The following is a 17,619-nucleotide window of genomic DNA, read 5'->3' on the forward strand; positions in this document are numbered from 1 at the left end:
CAAGAGGGGTTGTTGCGGGCAGAACCCCCGAATAGGGGCTCCATCTATGCAGATATGTCACCTATCTCTGGGGAAATGAATTCACCCGACTACGGGCGGCTCCGAGGCCGGGAGGGACTCCACTCGCCACATCCGGCCGTCGCCCGTGACGACGTAGCCGACGGGGCGGTTGTGACGTCGCAGGACGACGGCCGCACCCTGTTCACTGGCGCTGATCGAGCGCGTCAGCTGGTAGACGCCGACTCCGGCGCACTCGACGGAGCAGAACAGCCCCTCGCCGAGGATGGGTGCGGCGGGTCGGCCGTGGATGGCCTCGGCGACGACGACGTAGGCCGTCTCTGCGGGTTCGCGGCCTGTGGCGGTGTTCATGCGTTTCTCCAAGAGGATCCGGTCCGAAGGGGTTTCGAACCTGTTACTTATATCTTATTCGCATACATGGGGGCGTCAATGTTGGCGATCTTTGAATCCGCCTATGAGCCACTGGAGTTGGGACGCCGAGTGCGGCCCAGGCGGGCGAGCTCGCGGGCGCGCTGACGTGCCATCTCCAGCGCCTTCGGGTTGCTGGCAGCCACACGGCGCTCCTGCTCGGCAAAGAACTCCCTCAGCCACTCCTGCTGCGCCATGCGCTCCCGCTCGGCGGCCTTGCGCTGTGCCTGCTCACGGCGGGCACGCGGGTTGGTGCCGCACCCACGGCAGTTGGCGACGGGCTGCGGATGCGCCGGGCAGCCGGACGACGACTGGTCCTCGGCGTGCTCGTCCGCCTCCGCCACGGCGCCCGCCCCTGGGGTAGGGGGATAAGGAAGGTTGTAGGAAGGAGAAGGAAGAGAAGGGGTTTCCCCAGGGAAACCCTCTTGGTTGCCCGGGGGAAACCCACTGGGTTTCACTGGGGAAACCCTCGCGTGCCCGTCTTCAGGGTTTCCCTCGGGAAACCCTCCCCCTTCCGGCACCCGGCTGGAGGCTCGTACCTTCTCCCGCGCGGTCACGTCCTTCTGGGTGCGGGCTGCCGCCGATGGGCTGCGGCGAGGAACCTTCCGGGCCAGCCGGGAATTCGTCGGCGCACGCCTCGCCTCGCGGCGCCACTCGATCAGCTCCTCGGTCGACGGAATCGGGGGCACACCGTGCGGAAACACCCGGTACTCGGCGCGCCGCCCTACGCGGCCTATCTCGGTGCGTTCCACTAGGCCGAGGCCGACCAGCTCTGTGACGACACCGATGACCCGCTTCTCGCTCACGCCCGCCCAGGCCATCATCCGTTCCAGGCCCGGACGGGCCAGGCGTGTCTGGTCGTCGGCGGAGTCCGCGATTTTCATCAGGACGAGCTTCTGGGTCTGATTGATCACCTCCTTCGGCAGGTAGGCCGCCGCCACCATCAGCTGGATGCTCACCGGTACCTCTTTCGTGTTCCGTGCAGTTTTGAGGCGCGCTGGGGCTGGGGCAGGGCCGGCATCGGCCCTGCCCCTGGGCAGGGATGCGGGTCAGGGCTGCTTGCGCACGGTGACGTTGATGCTCACCGCGGTGCGCCGTTCATGGTCGAGGCGCACCGGCACCGGGATGCCGGCTGCCTTCAGCTGTGCCTTCATCGCCGCTGTGTCGGGGGTCATCGGTACCGGCAGACCGGCGTGCCGGAAGAGCGCGGCCATGGCGTCCACGTCGTCGGCCTTGGTCGGGTTGCCGCCGCTCCAGGACAGGACGTTATCGCCGTAGACGCCTTCCTCGGCGCCGTCGAGCCTGGCACGCAGTTCCTTGAGCCGGTCCTTGAGCGGCTTGATCTGCTCGGACACGTCGACGTACTCGGCGAGCGTCTTCGCCCGTTCGGCGTCGTGGTGGATGAGCAGGCTCTGCGGGCTCCGGCCCGCGACGGCCGGGCCCCAGCAGGCCGTCTTGAAGGGGCAGTTGTCGCAAATGGCGGACAGGCCCGGCCCCTTGAAGGTGCGCGGCAGGTCTTCGGGCGTCTCGGCGGCGCGCACCTGGTCGACCCACCAGCGCGCGCCGCGGGCCCGCTCGGCGGTGAACGGCATCTCCTGTACGTGGTCCTCGCCTGAGTCGCGGTTGAGGAACCGGAATCGGATGCGGCCCACGGGCAGCGGGCCGAGGCTGGCGAGCTGCCGCTGCCCCTTGATGTCGGCGAACCCCTCGGTGCGCAACAAGTCTGCGTAGAGCAGGACTTGGCGGAGCTCGGCTTCGCTGGCCCCGTACCGCACGATGGAGTCCCACTGGAAGGTGCTCTTGGTCTTGACGTCCTCCACGGTCAGTTCCTCGGCCGGGAGGCTGGGGCGCAGCCGCTTCGGCAGCCGGGCCGCGGTACGGCCATCGAGCTGGACGGCGTCGATGTGCCCGCGGATGGTGTCGTCCTCGACGCGGCGTTCGATGATCCATCCGTACTCCTGGCGGACGGCGTCGAGCGCGCCTTCGTGCAGCCAGGTGCCGAGGATCGCCTTGCGCTTCTCGCCGACGTCGGTCGGCGTGCGGCCGTGCAGGAGGTATCCGGCGCGCCGTGCACATACGGTGTCGCTGGCGCCGATCTTCGTCTGCCGGGAGCGCGGGCGGCGTGCGTCGGCCGCGTGGGCTGCGGGCCACAGGCTGACGGGTCGTTCCTGGACGAGGGTCACTGGGGGGCTCCCGCCTGGCGGGTTGCCGGGGCAGCTGCCGACTGCGGCCAGACGGTCTGGCAGAACACCTCCAGCGCCTCGTGGATGGCACCGCTGAGCCGCTCGTTACCGTCAAGGGCGTGCCCGACGGCGGGTGCGGCACTGCCGTCGCTGAGCCGGTCGGCGGTCACGAGGTACTGCTGGCCGTGCCGGTCGACGGCGTTGATCCACCGCTGTTCGATCCGCCCGGGGATGTCCTCGTTGCGGGGAGCTGAACCTCCGGCCATACGGCGGCGCATGGCTTCGGCCGCCTGGGGGCTGGTGTCAGGAGTGATGGCGAACCCTTCGCTGCGCAGAGCCAGCGCGACGGTGTCGGCTTCGGCGGCGATGGTCGTGGTGCGGGTTGCCCTTGCCGACGCGACGATCACTTCGGCGGGATGGAACAACTCCCACAACAGGTCCGGGATGGGTAGCGGCTGGACGCTCACGCCGGCGTCGCTGTGGCGCTTGAAGACGAGGAGCTCCGGCATCTCGTCCCAGCGGGTTCGTGCCGACAGGGACGCGCGGGCAACGGTCAGGATCTGGTTCGGCAGGTCTGTGCTGGTCATGGTCTTTCCCCCGTGGTTTAGGACGTGGCCGGCGGCTTGCGGGCCGCGGTGGCCGTCTTCTTGCCGGTGGCGCGTGGGCGGCGCGGCGCAGGCTTGTCGCCTGAGGCCGGTTCACCCGGTTCGTTCTTCGGCCGGGCTGGGGTGCGCTTGCGTGGCTGGGGCTGTTTCTCCTCCGCGGTCGCGCCTTCGGGCTGGTCGGGATCGCTCCCGGCCTCGCTCGTCCCAAGGCCGGCGGCCTCACGCAGCTTGCGGGTGGCCTCTTCGGAGGCCCCGGCCACGACTTCGGCGTCGGCCTGGGCCATCTCCTCGTCGACGTACACGCCTGACAGGTCCTGCGGGGCGGCCATGCGCAGGGAGCCGGCTTCGGCGCATTTGCGCAGCATGTGGGAGCCCATCTGGCGCCACATCTTGGCGACGACGTATTTGCTCTGCTTGGCGTCCCAGTACTCGGGCGCGAATTCGCTCCAGCGGGCGATGAATGGGAAGCGGCTGGCTCCCCTGAGCACGGTGACCTTCACGGCCGACGGCGGGACCGGTGCCAGCCAGACGTCGTGGGCGGTGCCGTCGGCGTCGTAGTAGACGGTGTCCTCGTAGGAGATGCGCTCCCCGGTCCGCTCGGCCGCCCGGTGGGCGATCGTGCGGAAGCCGTCGATGCCGGTCTGGATGGTCCAGTTGACCGGGTTGTCCTCGCGGTCCTCGCCCTTGTTCTTGCGGCCGATCATGTAGATCTGGCGGGCGAACGGATCGAGTCCGGAGCGCACGCAGTAGTGGAAGAACACCGCCAGCTGCGCGCGGGGGGCCTGCTGGAGGCCGGGGCTGATCAGTGCCAGGGCGGCCACCTGGCGTGCGGAGAACTCTGCTTGGTCGGCGCGCAGCACGATCGCGCTCTGGGCGACGGCCTGTTCGGGCAGTGTCCCCACAGCAGGCGGTGCGGGGACAGTCTGTGCAGTGTCGGAGGCTGGTTGTTCGGTTGGTTGGTTCATGGGTCGGTGGTCTCCAAGAGGGTTGGTTCAGTCGGTCCGCAGAGCGCGGACTTCGAACGCGGGCCCCCACTCCGGGTGGCGCTCGATGAGCAGCCGGACGTAGCGGGAGCGGAAGTTGTTGTTGAGGCGGAACTCGTCGCCTTCCGTGGCGGTGGCGTAGCGCCAGCGCAGGACTTCGAAGAGCATCCCGATGCCGACACGGGCGGCGCCGCGCCTGAGGTAGTCGGCCGTCAGGCTCTCCAGCGCCCGCAGCACCCAGGGGTTGAGCCGGTGGAACGCCTCGAACTGCGCCTGGATCGTGGCCGCCTGGCCGTCCGGATGCCGCACGGTGTGGATCACCAGCCCCGGGATCTCGTCCTGGACACCTTCCATACCCCCACCTCTCGGCTACGCCTGCAAGAATGTCACCTATCTTGCAGCCTGGATGGCCGGTGATCAACCCCGCTACGACGGCAGCGACTTCACTCAGTACCGGTCAGGAGGAGGCGGCACCCTCCCCCAGATCCTCCATGCGAGCCTCCCGCTCCTCGTTGACGCGGGAGATGTCCGCGAGCATGCGGACGGCGACACGGGAATTCGGATGCTCCAGCACGTAGCGCGACAGGGCGAGTTCCATCACCAGGACCTCCTTCACCTCCATAGCGGCGACGCTGTCACCGGCTGGTGTTTGCACGAACTGCATGATCTGCCTCCTATGCAAATGAACCCCTTAGGGGAAGATGTGCCTATATTTTATTCGCATTCGAGGTCAATGTACAGAGTTTATGCAGGTCAAAGGCCCTTTGGTGCATGCCGCCCCCGCGTCAGGACCTTCGAGCCCGGACCGTCATACGCGCCCCCGCGCAGGGCCGCCGCCACTTGGTCGTCGACCTCCCAGGACAGGCTGCGCGCGCTCGCCCGCAGCCCGGGCGCCGCACCGAGCACCGTGTCCAGCAGCCACAGCCCCGACCCGGACAGCAGCCAGTCATGCTGCGGGAAGTTGCCCGCGGCGATCCGCGTGGCCAGGGTGCCCTGGGACGGCAGATGGAACAGTTCGATGATCTCCTGCTGGCCGACGATCGGCGGCAGTTGGTCGCGGGAGTCGGCCTCCCAGCCCTCGCCCTGCTCCGCGATGAGCCGTTCCTTGTAGCGGACGTTCAACTGCTTCGGCCGGGCGGTGGTCGTGCCGAAGCGGCATGCAAACCCCAGCGGCCAGTAGCGCACCCCGGAGACGACGATGGCGGTCGCCGGATCCAGGACACCGCGGCTGGGCGACAGCCACTGCGACACCATCTGCGGCGCGACCCCGTACAGGGCAGCGAACTCCTGGTACCCCACCAGATACGGCTTCAGCCGATGCATGGCCCTGTCCTCCGCTGTCCTCTTGAACCTGCCGGCGCACGAGCGTAGCCACACCGCGCCGACCGGCGTCGCGATGGCCGCTGTTACCGTAGGCGGTGGTCTTTCTCCAAGAGGGCCAAGTGGCCCTCGCCCAGGCGGGGGCCACTCTTCTTCCCGGAGGGCACAGACGCCGCAGCCACTCCGAAGTGCCCGTTGTCTCCTTGAGCAGGCGGTCGGACAACTCACCGCCGTGCAGCGGGACTCCGTTTCAGCCCCTCATCAGTCCGAATACCGTCAGCGCCACGGCGGTGACGGTGGCCAGCACTGCGACTGTTGGCAACGGCCACCTTCCTTTCTCCAGAGCAGTGACCCGCTGTTCCAGGTCCTCAACTGCCTTGTCGGTCTGTTCGTTGCGCTGCACGAGAAGCGCCAGCTGGCCGTCGATACGGGCTAGGCCGACTTCCAGGGCGCTGCGCAGTTCGGCGAGTGCGAGTGCGATCTCTCCCTTGGGCACGCGTACCTCCGGTCAGTACTTGGGGGTGGCCGGGTCGTGCTTGCCCGGCAGCCAGGCGGCTGTGCCGGTGCGGCCGAGCGCCGTGCCGAGTGTGGACTTCAGCGCCGACAGGGCTGCGGGGAGAGAGGAGACGGCGGCGGCCTGCCACGCCGACAGCGACACCAGGTCGGTGGCAGAGGAGGCTGCCATCAGGCCCAGCAGCGACTGGACGTAGGTGGCCACGGTGCGCTCCGCGATGTCTGCGAGTGCCTGCGGCACGGGATCGGTCTCCTTCTCGGGCTCAGTCGTCGTCGGTTCGGTGGTGCTGGCCTGGTGCGGGATGCGCAGCGCGTTCCACGTCGCGTGGCCGGGGATGCCGTCGGCGTCAGGGCCGCGGTAGCCACGCTTGATCTGGTAGGCGGCGTACGAGCGGCGGTGCGCGTCGTTCCACACCGCGCCCGCGGGGGTGTCGTAGGAGTCGCAGCCTTCGGCGATCAGCCGCCTGCCCATGGCCTCGATCACCGGCGAGGACCGACCGGCATGGAAGAAGGCCCTGCCGGGAAAGGCGGCGTACCGTGGGGTCGGCCTCGGAGTGGGTTTGGGCGACGGCTTGGGCTTGGGAATGGGCTTCGGTTTGGGCGTGCCCGGAGTCGTACCGTCGCCCTCGATGTGGTGGGCGACGCGAGCGCGGAAGTCGTCCATGTCGATGCCGCCCGGGTCCGGCTTGCCGGGCTGCCACTCCTTGTGGCCGATGACGCTGTGCTCGTTCCAGCCGTGCGCGCGGCACACAGCCGCGGCGGCGCGGGCCATCGCGTCCAACTGTGCGGCGGGCCACGTCTGTTGGCCGGTGTTGATGCACTCGAAGCCGTAGAAGTGCCGGTTGCCGTCGGTGTCGGCCTCGTTGTCGCGCGGCAGGCTCTTCTTCTCCGCGATGACCGCGAGCAGCACGTCGGTGTCGCCCATGCCGGCGTGGTTGGTGCGGCCGTAGCCCACCAGGTGGATTGTCCCGGACTGGTCAATCACGCCGTGGCACAGGGGGCCGGGAAGATCGTGGTAGCCGACGCGGCACTGCTCCACCATGTCGGCCTCGGACGAGTACGGGCCGGTGTGGTGGATCATGACCCCGTTCACGGGACCCCAATTGCCGTATCGGTTGCGGTTGTGGGTACGCCACGTGCCGTGTTCGACGACGCCGAGGCCCGCATGCTTCAGCACGGACAGAAACCTGTCCGCGCTCAACGGAGTTGCCACGCTCGCTTCGCCTTCTCCCCTGCGCCGTATGGCCGTCGGCCGGGACCGTCGGTGCGGTCCGGTCCCTCGGGAGTTAGCTGCAAAGCGTTGAGTGGAGGGTCACCCATTGGTCATGCTACCCGCGCGACCGCACGACCCGAGTGACAGGCGGGGCACCCTCGATGTCGTTCGGAATCGCCTCGTCACTCGAAGATGATGAGGACCTACGGGCTGCCGCCTCCGTCGACTTTGCAGCTGCGCTGGGCCGCGAACGAGTACGGGCTCCGTCACCTTTCCGGTGACGGAGCCCTTGGGCCCTCAGGGGGAGGCTACTGCGGAAAGGATCTTCTTTCTGTTCTCTGCCTCACTTGCAACGATTGAGACTGGCTTTCCGTCGGTGGAACGAGATACAGAAACCGATCCTTTGTGCTGCGTCCGGTTGGTCGCACCGGAAGGCGAATAGTTGACGACGAGGGCACTTCTGCTACAAGAAAGTTCCGCCCACGCCGGGTCGTGACCTGACCCGTATCCTGACGTCCTCAGGTACGGACCGAATGGCAGACGTGAACTTCCCTCACCGTCCTTCTCTGGCCACGAAGTGAGGAGCTGCAACGAGGGTTTTCGATTTGCACCCGAGGGGAAGGCGACAAGGCCGCACTTGTTCCCCTCCGTGTACAAAACGAGTCTCTCGCTGCCTAGGTTCACCTCGCCGATCGCTCTTCGGCTGGGCTCGTGAGGGGTGACATCCAGTTCGGCGAATGGGTCACCGGCCACGTGGACTGTGGGGAGTTTCAGCAGTTCGGCCGCCACTGGGGAACTGGACGGATTGGCGGTTCCCGCATCGGGTGCCGTGCAAGCCGAGCAGACCAGTCCCGCTGTGACACCGGCGATGAGGCATCGAATCGTCCGCGTCATCGGTGTTCCCCTCTGATCTCGGGATGTCTGTCTATTCGGTCCACTGATTGAAGCACACGCCGGCCGGCTTCATTGCCCAGCCTGCCTTCTTTTTGCCGCCTCCAATGGAGACATTGAAGGTGTACATGTCGAACAGGGGGTATGCCTCGATGTGCCCGAACTTCCCCTTGGGGACTTCATACCGCGTCTGGTCTTCAACGGTGACGGTACCGGTCACGTTGAACCCCAGCTTTGCGGTCACCGCCTTGTAGGCGACCGCAACTTCACCGCTCAGTTGCGCAGAAACGGACTTTGAAACTGTCATCACGAGGGTGGTCTTACCGGCACCGCTGGTCCTCTCGAGCCTCGTAGTGCCGCAAACATCATTCGGGCCGTCGACGTCCGTAACCTTGTATTCGCTGCCAGGAGGGTCGACCCTGGGAGTTGCCGGCGTCGACGTGGCAGTAGTCGTTCGCTTAACCGTGGTGTTCGCGGTGGGCTTGAAAAAACCGTCAGGGATGGAAGCCGACGCGGTCGAAGCAGCTTCCGGCGTGGATGCCTGCTCAGCAGACGCTGTCCCGGCCCCGGTCATGGGCAGAATCGCTGCACTTGCGAGCACAGCAATCTTCGATATGCGGTTCATGTTTCCCCGTCTCATCTTCACCCGCTGGTCAGTTGGGTGATTTGCGGTCACAAAGGTATGCGCCGCTGACACACGAGATCAAGGAAGGTTGTGCGATCTGAGCATCATTTGAGGTAGCAGCCGATAGGTGACAGCTCATGGCACGCTTCGTCTCTTATTTACGAATTGCTTTCTTTATGCACTATATGGTGACCTGGAATCTGGCGGACGGGAGTTGGCAGTAAGTCAAGCGGCAGGATGCACGGGCTGCAGCGGGTCGGTCAGGCCAGTCGGGCTGCGTCTACTCGTCGTCTGTGCTGGTGCGGCACGAGGCGCTGTCGAGGCTGATCCAGGTGGCGTTCACGCTGCCGCCACCCTGGACCCGCAAGGTGACCTGGCCCTTGGGGGTGATGTCGAGATGGAGTTCACGACGCCCCGCATCTGAGGCCACCGCTACCGTGCGGGGTGCCTGGGGCGAGTAGCCCTCGGGCAGCAGAGCGATCAATGCCTCGTCCACGGCCTGGCCGTCGGGCAGTCCGATCCGGCCGCTGAACTCCAGCGTGTCCCACGCGTTGGCGCGAACCTGGGGAGGCTGCGCGGTGTCGGGGACTGCCGTGTCTCCGGTCAGCGGCAGGTCGCGCCACGGTGGGTACGGCGCGCGCTGGGCCCGCTCCAGGACGGTGACCCGCCGCTCCAGAGCGGCCAGTCGGCGCGCGAGTTCGGCAATCGTGTCCGGCATCTACGGCGCCTCCGTCTCTTCGCCGCTCTCCTCCGGCTTGGGGGTGCGTTCCAGCTTCAGCGTCACGCGCTCGGGGGTCTCTCCTTCGCCGGGGCGTACGGTCCAGCCGACGATGCGGTTCCACCCGTCGTAGGCGGTGTGCGGTTCGTGCAGGCGGATGCGGACGTCGTCGCCGACGCGCAGTGCCTCGATGGGGGCGGAGGGGTGGTCGGTGATCTCCAGCTCGGTGAGGGTCGGCAGGATCTGCCGGGCCAGTCGTTCGCGGCGGGTGCGCTGCTTGAGCTTGGCTTCGTCCTTCTCGCTGGTCTCCAGTTTGTGTTCCAGGCGCAGCCGTCCGTTGCGGACACCGTCGACGACGACCTTGCGCTTGCTGCCTTCACCGGCGCCCAGGCCGATGGCCCATTGGGCGTATGAGTCGGCGTCCTTGATGACGTGCGGCTGGCCGGTCACGTTGGCGCCGGTGGTGAAGGTCAGGTCTTCGCGACTCCGGCCGAGCCGCGGGGCGCCCAGGACGATGCGCCGCTCGGCGCGGTGCCCGGCCCAGGTGACGGTCTCGGTCCACTCCAGGCCTTCATCGACATCGGCCATCTCGTCCACGATCTCCCCCAGGTTGCGGGGGTCCGTCCTGGCAGTGGTGTAGGGGTCCTTGGCGGTGCCGGTCGTCGCCGTCGATTTCGTGTCGTCCACGGCCACGCCGAGATCGCCGTCGGGTTGTTCCTGCGCGTACGCCCACACGTCTCGGATGACCTGGCATGGGTCGGCGTCGATGTAGGGGCCGCGGCCGTCGAGGTTGCCGTGCAGGTCGAAGCGGCAGTGCAGGTAGCTGGTGAACCCCGATGCCTCGACGGGCAGTTGGGTGCCCTGCGGTTCGGCCCGCCACAGCAGCCCTCCCCACATCAGCCGCGTGTTGCGCTCGACGAGGATCACCGTGTCGCCGGCGTCGTCGAGCATGTCGCTCAGGGCACGGCGGAACGTGGGGTTGAGGGTCGCGTGAAACGAGCCCGGCCCGGACCGCTCGGGGCCGAACTCGACGTCGGTCAGGGGCAGGTTCCAGTGCAGGACCTCGCCGGTGGCGGCGCGCGTGAGGATGTAGCGGTAGTCGGCCATCACACCGGGCTTTCGGTGAACGCGATGTCGGCGGTCACTGTGGTGCCCTTGGCCACCGTGAGGTCGCCGTCGCCGTACTTGTCGATCTGGTTGATCTGTACCCCCAAGTGCTGGCGGGTGCCCCGGTAGGCGGGCGGCAGGGTGAGGGTGTCGGCGAGGGTCACGCTGGAGCGGCGGGTGGTGGTGCCGTCGTCGTCGACCACGGTCGCCACGGAGTTGTGCTCACCGAGGCGGGTGCGCAGTTCGGCGTAGATGTTGCCGGCTTCGGCGCGCAGGCCGGAGAGGGTGACCACGATGGTGGCCTTCGTCGCCCAGCTGGGGATGTCCACCTGCCAGGCGGCTTCCTTGGGCCAGTTCGCCCACCGGCCGTGCGGAGCGGCCACCTTCTCGTTGTCCTCGGGGTGCACGGTGTGCAGGGTCCGCTCGGTGCGCGGGTTGGCGAGCCGGCGCAGGTCGGTGATCATGTCGGCGGTGACCGTGGCCGTGTGGCGGGGCAGGGTGATGCGCGCCAAGGGGATGGCGGTCATCCCGCACAGCAGGTTCGCGTCCTGGTCCACGCCCTGGACGAGATGGAAGTAGCCGATGTCCTCGGTGCGCGGGTCGCGTTCGCCCTCGTACTCGGGGTCCTCGACGCGCAGGACGAGCAGGTCGGTGCGGGCGAACGGCCCGGTCGGCGGGACGTCGACGACCGCGTCACCGATGTTGCTCTGGGTGTAGGCGCCCTGCCAAGGCCGCACCCCGTGGATGAGGGCGGAGCCGTCACCGACGCGCACCCCGGGCCCGGGCGCCTCTAGCGGGCGGACCTTGAGGTCCCCGGCTTCGGCGATGCCCTGCCGGCCACGCGCGAGGTCGCGGATCATCAGGCGCATGGCGCGGGCGGAGTGGCGGCCGCCGCGCACCATCATCGGGGGTTGGACGAGGGTCACTGGTGCTCCGTTCACAGGGCGGTATAGGCCGACCGCCACGACACGTCGAGGCGGGCGGTGCCGGTGGGGTCGTCGCCGCTCCAGCTGATCTCGGAGCGGCCCCGCGGCAGGGCGAAGAGGTCGAGGCGGGAGGCCGGGGTGAGATCGTTCGCGGCGTTGACCGTGCCATTGCGCAGGGCCCAGCAGGTGCCGGGCCGGGTCTCCAGCTCCACCCACTCACCGGCCCGCAGCGACAGGCCGAGTTCGAGGACGCGGCCGGTAACGGTGTTCCAGACGCGCGGGTTGGCGACCGGGCCGTGGATACGGAGGCTGGGCCAGGTCGCCACATTGCCGTTGTTGGTGATCCAGCCGGGCCGGGCGTCCGGGTCCGCGCGCTCGCAGCCTGGCGGCGCGCACAGGACCTGGTTGGCGGTGCGGTCGGCGTCCTTGTGCCGGGCGGCCTGGTCCAGGCCGAGCGTGAGCTGGGACAGTTCGTCGTCGTACCAGCACGGGTCGAGACCGGCGAACTCGATGTCCAGCGGGATCCACCCGTTGATTGCAGTCGCGGTGCTGGTGGCCTCCATCCGACGGAGCCGCCCGTACATCCGGCGGGTGCGGTGGCCCGGCCAGCGGCCCCGCAGCACCGCCCGCCCCTCCGGCCGGGTCCGGGCGGCGGGCTCGTCGACGGCGAGCTCGAGGCGGGCGAGGAGGTCGGCGGCCGCGACAGGGTCGCCGGGGGTCTTGATGCCAGCCTCGAAGCGCAGGGTGCGCGGCCCGTAGAAGTCCTGGCCCGGCGAGGTGCCGTCCCCGGTCGGGTTGTCCACGTCCTGTGGACGGGTGGCGGGCGAGCCGAGTCCTTCGATGTTCCCGACCGGAATGCGGGTGCCGCGGCCGAGGACGACACCGCCGATCTCGTACTGCCACGGGGCCAGCTCGATGGGCGGGGACTGCGTGGTGGGTGCGCTCATCAAATCCTCCCGCCCCTTTGGGCGTTGCGCAGGTTGCGCATCATTTCGGTGCCGATCTGCTCGGGGGTGGCGGAGCTGTCGGTGACGGTGACCGGCATCGAGCCGATCAGCGGCTGCTGCTCGCGGACCACGACGACCTGGACACGCCCGCCGGCGCGGGCGTCGACCACACGGGTGCGGGCCGGGTTGTCGCCGGTGCGAATGTCGAAGGCCCGCACGACCCCGGCCATGACGTCCGCGGTCCGGGCCTGCTTGAAGGAGCTGGCAAGCACCGGGCTGTAGTCGCGGCCGCCGCGTACACCGCCGTTGGCAAACCACTCGACCTGCCCGCCGAAGCGGCCGACCACGTCCTCCACGATGGCCTTGCTGCGCTCACGCTTGGAGGCGGCAAGCGGCACGTAGGCCTCGCCCCCGGTGGACGGCTCCGCCCAGATGCGCCAGCTCCCCGCCGGAGCGATCTGCGCAACCTGCTGCTCACGGCGAGGCCCGGTGATCCCTCCGTCGGCGAAGTAGTCAACGACAGCGCCATCAGCGTGACGGTTCGCCCCCTTGCTCAGGTTCTCGGCCTGCTGCCGCAGCGCATCGGCGGTCTTGGAGTTCTGCTCCTGGAAGGTGTCGAAGATCGACACATGGCGCGTGGTGACCGTCAGCTGCTTGCCACGCAGCGCGTCGATGCGCCGCTGGATCGAGTCGGCCGCCCTGCGCGGTCCACTGGTCGGGACGGTCACCTTGACGTTCTTCGACCCGGGCACCTTTTCGATCCGGAAGCCGAGCGCCGCAAGTTCCTTGCGGGCCTGCGCGGTCGGTGCGCGCACGATCACGGACTTCGCACCGGGCGTGGACCGGATCTTGGCCTCGACTGCCTCCAGGCTCTTGATGGCGGCGGCGCTCGGCGCGGAAATGCGGACGTTCTTGCTGTTCGGGGTCCGGCCGAGCTTGTCGATCAGCCCGTCGAGGCCCCTACGGGCGGCAGCGGTCGGTGCGGTGATCTTGATCTGGCGGGTGCCCGGCACCGTCTTGACCGTGAAGCCGAGCTCGCGCAGCTTGGCCTGCGCCCCGTCGCTCAGCGAGTCGACCTTGATCGTCTTGGCGTTGGGCAGGCGGTGGAACTCGGCCTGGACCGCGATCAGGTTAGCGAGCGTGCTGTCCATGCCCTTGGTCTGCAGCAGCAGCGACACCTTGGACGGCAGTAGGCCGAGGCTGTCGGCCACTCCCTGTGCCTGGGCGCGGGTCAGTCCGTAGCCCTGCGCGGCCTTGATCGCCTCGGTGCGGGCGCGGCTCATCTGCTCGCGGGCTTTGGCCAGCGCCGCCGGAAGGGTCTCACCGTTGCGCTGGGCCAGGTCGTACGTCGCTACGGAGGCGTCGGCCGCCGCGTCCGAGAGCGCGGTGAGCTGGGTGTAGAGCTGCTGGCCGTTCCTGGTGGTGGTGTTGAGGGTCTTGTCCTGGTTGACCAACTGCCGACTGCCGTAGCCCTGCTGGCGGTTGACTCCCTTGCTGCCGTCTTGCAGGTCGAGGACGGCGCTGTTCACCTTGGCCTCAGCGGCCTGCAGCGAGATCTGGCCGCCCGACAGCAGGTCGAGGGCGCTCTTGAGGGAGCGGGTGCGGGTGTCGGCGTCGGCGGTCTCGTCGGCCAGGCCGCCGACCGCGGCCTTCAGCCGGTCGTACGCCGACGTGCCGTCCCCAGTGCCCTTGGTGGCCTGCGCCAGCTCGCGCGCGTTCTTGATCGACTCGGCCATCTCGCCCTTGACGCTGCCGAGGGCATCGGCGGCGTCCTTGTACTGCTGGCCGACGTCGGTGTAGTCGAGGACGGACGCCTTGCCCGCGGCCACGTCCCTGTAGGCGCGGTGGGCATTGGCGGTGGCCAGCAGCTGCTTCTGCAGCGACTCCAACGAGGTGCCCTGTCCGAGGTAGGCATCCGTCAGGGTCGCGAGCGGTACGCCGGCCTGGTCGAGGACCTTGGTGAGCTGGCCCTGGCTGGTCTTGGTGTCCAGCAGGACCTGGGCAGCCTGCTGGCGCACGTTGCTGTCGATCTGCCCGCCGGACTCACGCAAAGCGGAGGTGAGCGAGGAGATCCGCTGCTGATGTTCGGCCGCGGCCTGGGCCGCCCGCTGCTGACGGGCGGCCAGCAGCCCGAGCCCGACGGAGACCCCGGCCATGGCGATGCCGAACGGGCCGCCGAGGGCGTTGGTGACGCCGCCGAGGGCGGAGCGCAGACCCGAACCAGCCGCACGGGATAGACCGTTGAGGGTGCCGGAGAACGTGGTCCCGGCCCCGTTCGCGGTGCGGAAGGCCGCCGTCATCGTGCCGAGGAACCCGACCCGCGCCTGCACGGCGGCCCACGCGGCGCCGTACCGGGACAGCGACACCCCGGCCGAGGCCGCGAGCGCCTGCTGCACCCGCATCTGCTGGGCAAAGCTCTGAAACCCGCTGCGCACCGGCCCGCTGACCGTGTTCGCGATATTGGTCAGGGTCGGCTGGACGCGGCGGAACAGCAGCATGGCCAGGGCGGCGGACTGGATCGGCGCAGGCAGCCCCCCGAAGGCGCTGACGAGCCCGCCGACCAGATGCCCGATCGGCACGAGGACAAGGGACAGGCCGGAGACGGCATCCATCGCCACGTTGGCGACCGTGGCGATGATGTCGAGCGTCCCGGCCGCCGCCCCGCCGTCCTCGCCGAGGCCAGCGAAGGCGGCCACGATGGGCTGGGCGCCGTCGGCGGCATGGCGCAGCACCTGGCCGAGCGTCTCGGCCGCGTTGATCAGCAGGTTCAGGCCCGTGGCGAGCGTGTCCTCGCCCAGCTCCTTCAGCGGGCCGACGAACCGTTTCGCCTCGTCGACCAGGCCGCCGAGCCCGGAGGCGGCCTTCGCCCTCAGCTCCGGCCCGTACAGGACGGCGAGATGCCGGCCATACTCCAGCGCGGTCGTCAGGTAGGGCGTCGCACCAGCCATCCCGCGCGTCAGCAGCCGGGTGACCCACTCCAGCCCGGGCGCCATGCCCTGGTACAGGGCGATCCCGGTCTGCCGCGCCTGGGTACGCAGCTGCACCATCGCGCCGGACAGGCCCTGACCGCGCGAGGCCGTGATGGCCGCCGCGGCGCCGGTCTGCCGTACCGCCATCGACAGGTCATCGAAGGACGCCGTGCCCTGGTGCGCGAGCGCCACCGCCCCACTGAGAGCGGGCTTGCCGAAGGCCCGGGTTACACCGGCCGCGAAGTCCTGCTGGGACATGGCGTGTTCGGCCTTGGACAGGCCGTCGATCACGACCCGCAGCCCGCGGAACTTGCCCTGGGTGTCAAAGGCGTCGATCCCCAGGTCCTTCAGGGCGCTGCGCATCTGCGGGGTGGGGGATGCGAGGTTGGCGAAGATCCCCCGCAGCGAGGTGCCGGCGGTCTGTCCGAGGATGCCGCTCTTGCCGAGCATGCCGACCGCGGCTGCGGTGTCCTGCAGCGAGACGCCGAGGGCGTTGGCGACCGGCCCGGCGTACCGCATCGAGTAGTAGATGTCCGTGATCGAACCGGACGCCGAGTTCGCCGTGGCCGCGAGCGTGTCCGACGCCTTGGACGCCTGATCAGCACTGAGACCGTACTGATCCATGATGTCGCCCAAGTACTTGGCCGAGGTGGCGGCGTTGACGTCGGCCGCGGAGGCGAGCTGGAGGGAGGCGCGGACGGCGTCGATCGACTGATCGGCGCGAAAGCCCGCCTTGCTCAGTTCCACCATGCCCTCGGCGGCATCCGCTGACGTCGCGCCCGGCAGGCTCAGGTCGGCGCCGAGTTCCTGCGCGACGACCGCGGCACGCTTCATCTGTGCGGCGGTGGCGGAAGTGACCGCGCGGAAGAGGTTCATCTGCCGCTGGTAGCGGTTGCCCTCCTCGACGATCTCGCCCGCGCCGAGCAGCAGCCCCCCGCCCGCGAGCAGGCTGGTGGCCGAGATGCCGCGCCTACTGGCGCCGGCTACCGCGCGCTCAAGGCGGGACATCGACCGGGTGCCGTCGTCCCCGGCAGCGCGCAGGCTGGCTCGCGCGGCTGCGGCGCGGCCGGAGATGCGGTTCAGCTCGCCGGTCGCGGAGCGGGCGGAGCGGTTGAGCGCGGCGAACTGGCCGGCCAGCCGTGCACCGTTGACGTCCAGACGTGCCAAGGACCGGTTCGCGGCATCCGTACGGTCGGCGAAGGTCCGCATCTGGCCGGAGGCAGCACGGGTTCCCGCGATCAGGTCGCGGACCTCGGCGCGCATCGCCACGGTCAGGGTGAACCCGGCCACCGCGGGCGGCCCTCCTTACATCGTGTGGGATTTGTTCAGGGGCGCTGTTCGTACTGGGCGCGGGGCAGGAGCTGGATCTTCACTCCGTAGCCGGAGCGGTCGGCGGGGACGTGGTCGCGTTCCTGCTCGATCAGCTCGCAGCCGGGGCAGCGCAGGGTGTCGGTGACGTAGGCGTGGGGGTCACCGCCGCGCTGGTCGTCCCACTCCTCCAGCCGGGTGTGGCACTCGGGGCACACCGACCGCTGCCACTGGGTCCAGGCCAGCGCCTTGGCCCGGTCCAGCGGCGTCCACCGGCCGTCGCCGCCCAGGAACTGTGAGTGCGGGATCCGGTATCGCTCGCACAGCTCCAGCTCGGCCCGCAGCTGCGCGTCGCGGCTCAGCCTTTTCCCAGCTCCACCCTGCTTTCCTGCTGAACGGACCAGGCCGCCTCCCACAGCAGCCCGGCATCCGGGGCCGACCAGGTGGCCAGCAGCTCGGCCGCCTCGTCTTGGCTCATGCCGTCGAAGGACGCCGCCGCGATCAGCGCCGGCGGGAAGGTGTCGGGGTTGAACAGCGAACCCTCTTCGGCCTGTTGCTCGGTCGGCGGGTGCTCGGCGATCAGGTCTTCCAGGACCGGGCGCGGCAGGGCGAGGAAGGTCAGGAAGTCGGAGACGTCGTCCAGCTCGGCCCGTACTGTCTCGAGCGCGGCTGCGGCCTCGTCGGAACTACGGGTGGCCCGTTCGTCGTCGGGGTTCGCCTCGGCGAGGAAGTGGGCACGCCGGGCGGCCTGTTCGGCGTCCTCGAACCGCTGCTTCAGCTGGTCGTCGTCGCAGATGCGGAGCTTGTTCTGTGGCAGGGCGCGGAGGCGCAGGCGTTCCATCTTTGCCGTCCACGCCCCCTCCTCCGCGCTCGCACGGGGAGGGG

General features: G+C 69.0%; 18 protein-coding genes. All 18 read right to left on the reverse strand.

The window, feature by feature from the left end; translation table 11 throughout:
• Positions 1–81: 81 nt before the first annotated feature.
• A complete protein-coding gene (locus ACWDAG_RS07415) occupies positions 82–369 on the reverse strand; it encodes a hypothetical protein (RefSeq protein WP_450694629.1) in 288 nt (95 codons plus the stop codon).
• Between the two features lie 101 nt (positions 370–470).
• The gene (locus tag ACWDAG_RS07420; RefSeq protein WP_450694630.1) at positions 471–1,385 is read right to left on the reverse strand and encodes a helix-turn-helix domain-containing protein; all 915 of its coding nucleotides are present in this window, start codon (positions 1,383–1,385) and stop codon (positions 471–473) included.
• Between the two features lie 90 nt (positions 1,386–1,475).
• Complete coding sequence (locus tag ACWDAG_RS07425) at positions 1,476–2,609, reverse strand: PD-(D/E)XK nuclease family protein (protein WP_450694631.1); 1,134 nt, start codon at positions 2,607–2,609, stop codon at positions 1,476–1,478.
• Positions 2,606–3,196, reverse strand: coding sequence for a hypothetical protein (locus ACWDAG_RS07430; protein WP_450694632.1), 591 nt, complete (start codon positions 3,194–3,196; stop codon positions 2,606–2,608). The genes ACWDAG_RS07425 and ACWDAG_RS07430 overlap by 4 nt, the downstream gene beginning before the upstream one ends.
• 17 nt (positions 3,197–3,213) lie before the next feature.
• The gene (locus tag ACWDAG_RS07435) at positions 3,214–4,116 is read right to left on the reverse strand and encodes a recombinase RecT (RefSeq protein ID WP_450694633.1); all 903 of its coding nucleotides are present in this window, start codon (positions 4,114–4,116) and stop codon (positions 3,214–3,216) included.
• Positions 4,117–4,206: 90 nt separating this feature from the next.
• Positions 4,207–4,551 (reverse strand): hypothetical protein, encoded by a 345-nt coding sequence (locus ACWDAG_RS07440; RefSeq protein WP_450694634.1) that lies wholly within the window; start codon positions 4,549–4,551, stop codon positions 4,207–4,209.
• Positions 4,552–4,654: 103 nt separating this feature from the next.
• Positions 4,655–4,861, reverse strand: coding sequence for a hypothetical protein (locus ACWDAG_RS07445; RefSeq protein ID WP_450694635.1), 207 nt, complete (start codon positions 4,859–4,861; stop codon positions 4,655–4,657).
• A gap of 89 nt (positions 4,862–4,950) precedes the next feature.
• Entirely contained in the window at positions 4,951–5,520 is a 570-nt protein-coding gene (locus ACWDAG_RS07450) for a hypothetical protein (protein WP_450694636.1), read from the reverse strand.
• Between the two features lie 247 nt (positions 5,521–5,767).
• Positions 5,768–6,013, reverse strand: a complete 246-nt coding sequence (locus tag ACWDAG_RS07455) for a hypothetical protein (RefSeq protein ID WP_450694637.1) — start codon at positions 6,011–6,013, stop codon at positions 5,768–5,770.
• A 12-nt stretch (positions 6,014–6,025) separates the two neighbouring features.
• A complete protein-coding gene (locus ACWDAG_RS07460; RefSeq protein WP_450694638.1) occupies positions 6,026–7,243 on the reverse strand; it encodes a peptidoglycan-binding protein in 1,218 nt (405 codons plus the stop codon).
• Between the two features lie 925 nt (positions 7,244–8,168).
• Positions 8,169–8,759: a hypothetical protein gene (locus ACWDAG_RS07465; RefSeq protein WP_450694639.1), complete on the reverse strand. Its 591-nt coding sequence runs from the start codon at positions 8,757–8,759 to the stop codon at positions 8,169–8,171.
• A 280-nt stretch (positions 8,760–9,039) separates the two neighbouring features.
• Positions 9,040–9,477, reverse strand: a complete 438-nt coding sequence (locus ACWDAG_RS07470; RefSeq protein ID WP_450694640.1) for a hypothetical protein — start codon at positions 9,475–9,477, stop codon at positions 9,040–9,042.
• The gene (locus ACWDAG_RS07475) at positions 9,478–10,584 is read right to left on the reverse strand and encodes a hypothetical protein (protein WP_450694641.1); all 1,107 of its coding nucleotides are present in this window, start codon (positions 10,582–10,584) and stop codon (positions 9,478–9,480) included.
• The gene (locus tag ACWDAG_RS07480) at positions 10,584–11,510 is read right to left on the reverse strand and encodes a hypothetical protein (RefSeq protein WP_450694642.1); all 927 of its coding nucleotides are present in this window, start codon (positions 11,508–11,510) and stop codon (positions 10,584–10,586) included. The genes ACWDAG_RS07475 and ACWDAG_RS07480 overlap by 1 nt, the downstream gene beginning before the upstream one ends.
• Before the next feature lie 11 nt (positions 11,511–11,521).
• Positions 11,522–12,457 carry a hypothetical protein gene (locus tag ACWDAG_RS07485; RefSeq protein ID WP_450694643.1) on the reverse strand — a complete coding sequence of 312 codons (936 nt, stop codon included), beginning with the start codon at positions 12,455–12,457 and terminating at the stop codon, positions 11,522–11,524.
• A complete protein-coding gene (locus ACWDAG_RS07490; RefSeq protein WP_450694644.1) occupies positions 12,457–16,716 on the reverse strand; it encodes a phage tail tape measure protein in 4,260 nt (1,419 codons plus the stop codon). Before ACWDAG_RS07490 ends, ACWDAG_RS07485 begins: the two co-directional genes overlap by 1 nt.
• A 35-nt stretch (positions 16,717–16,751) precedes the next feature.
• Positions 16,752–17,150, reverse strand: a complete 399-nt coding sequence (locus ACWDAG_RS07495; RefSeq protein ID WP_450694645.1) for a hypothetical protein — start codon at positions 17,148–17,150, stop codon at positions 16,752–16,754.
• Positions 17,093–17,575, reverse strand: coding sequence for a hypothetical protein (locus tag ACWDAG_RS07500; protein WP_450694646.1), 483 nt, complete (start codon positions 17,573–17,575; stop codon positions 17,093–17,095). Before ACWDAG_RS07500 ends, ACWDAG_RS07495 begins: the two co-directional genes overlap by 58 nt.
• Positions 17,576–17,619 lie beyond the last annotated feature (44 nt).

This window comes from Streptomyces sp. NPDC001157, from assembly GCF_053598255.1.

Coding starts and splice junctions, on each gene's coding strand:
- ACWDAG_RS07450 (WP_450694636.1), bottom strand. CDS start 5,520: ATGCATCGGCTGAAGCCGTATCTGGTGGGGTACCAGGAGTTCGCTGCC.
- ACWDAG_RS07500 (WP_450694646.1), bottom strand. CDS start 17,575: ATGGAACGCCTGCGCCTCCGCGCCCTGCCACAGAACAAGCTCCGCATC.
- ACWDAG_RS07485 (WP_450694643.1), bottom strand. CDS start 12,457: ATGAGCGCACCCACCACGCAGTCCCCGCCCATCGAGCTGGCCCCGTGG.
- ACWDAG_RS07440 (WP_450694634.1), bottom strand. CDS start 4,551: ATGGAAGGTGTCCAGGACGAGATCCCGGGGCTGGTGATCCACACCGTG.
- ACWDAG_RS07415 (WP_450694629.1), bottom strand. CDS start 369: ATGAACACCGCCACAGGCCGCGAACCCGCAGAGACGGCCTACGTCGTC.
- ACWDAG_RS07445 (WP_450694635.1), bottom strand. CDS start 4,861: ATGCAGTTCGTGCAAACACCAGCCGGTGACAGCGTCGCCGCTATGGAG.
- ACWDAG_RS07465 (WP_450694639.1), bottom strand. CDS start 8,759: ATGAACCGCATATCGAAGATTGCTGTGCTCGCAAGTGCAGCGATTCTG.
- ACWDAG_RS07430 (WP_450694632.1), bottom strand. CDS start 3,196: ATGACCAGCACAGACCTGCCGAACCAGATCCTGACCGTTGCCCGCGCG.
- ACWDAG_RS07470 (WP_450694640.1), bottom strand. CDS start 9,477: ATGCCGGACACGATTGCCGAACTCGCGCGCCGACTGGCCGCTCTGGAG.
- ACWDAG_RS07475 (WP_450694641.1), bottom strand. CDS start 10,584: ATGGCCGACTACCGCTACATCCTCACGCGCGCCGCCACCGGCGAGGTC.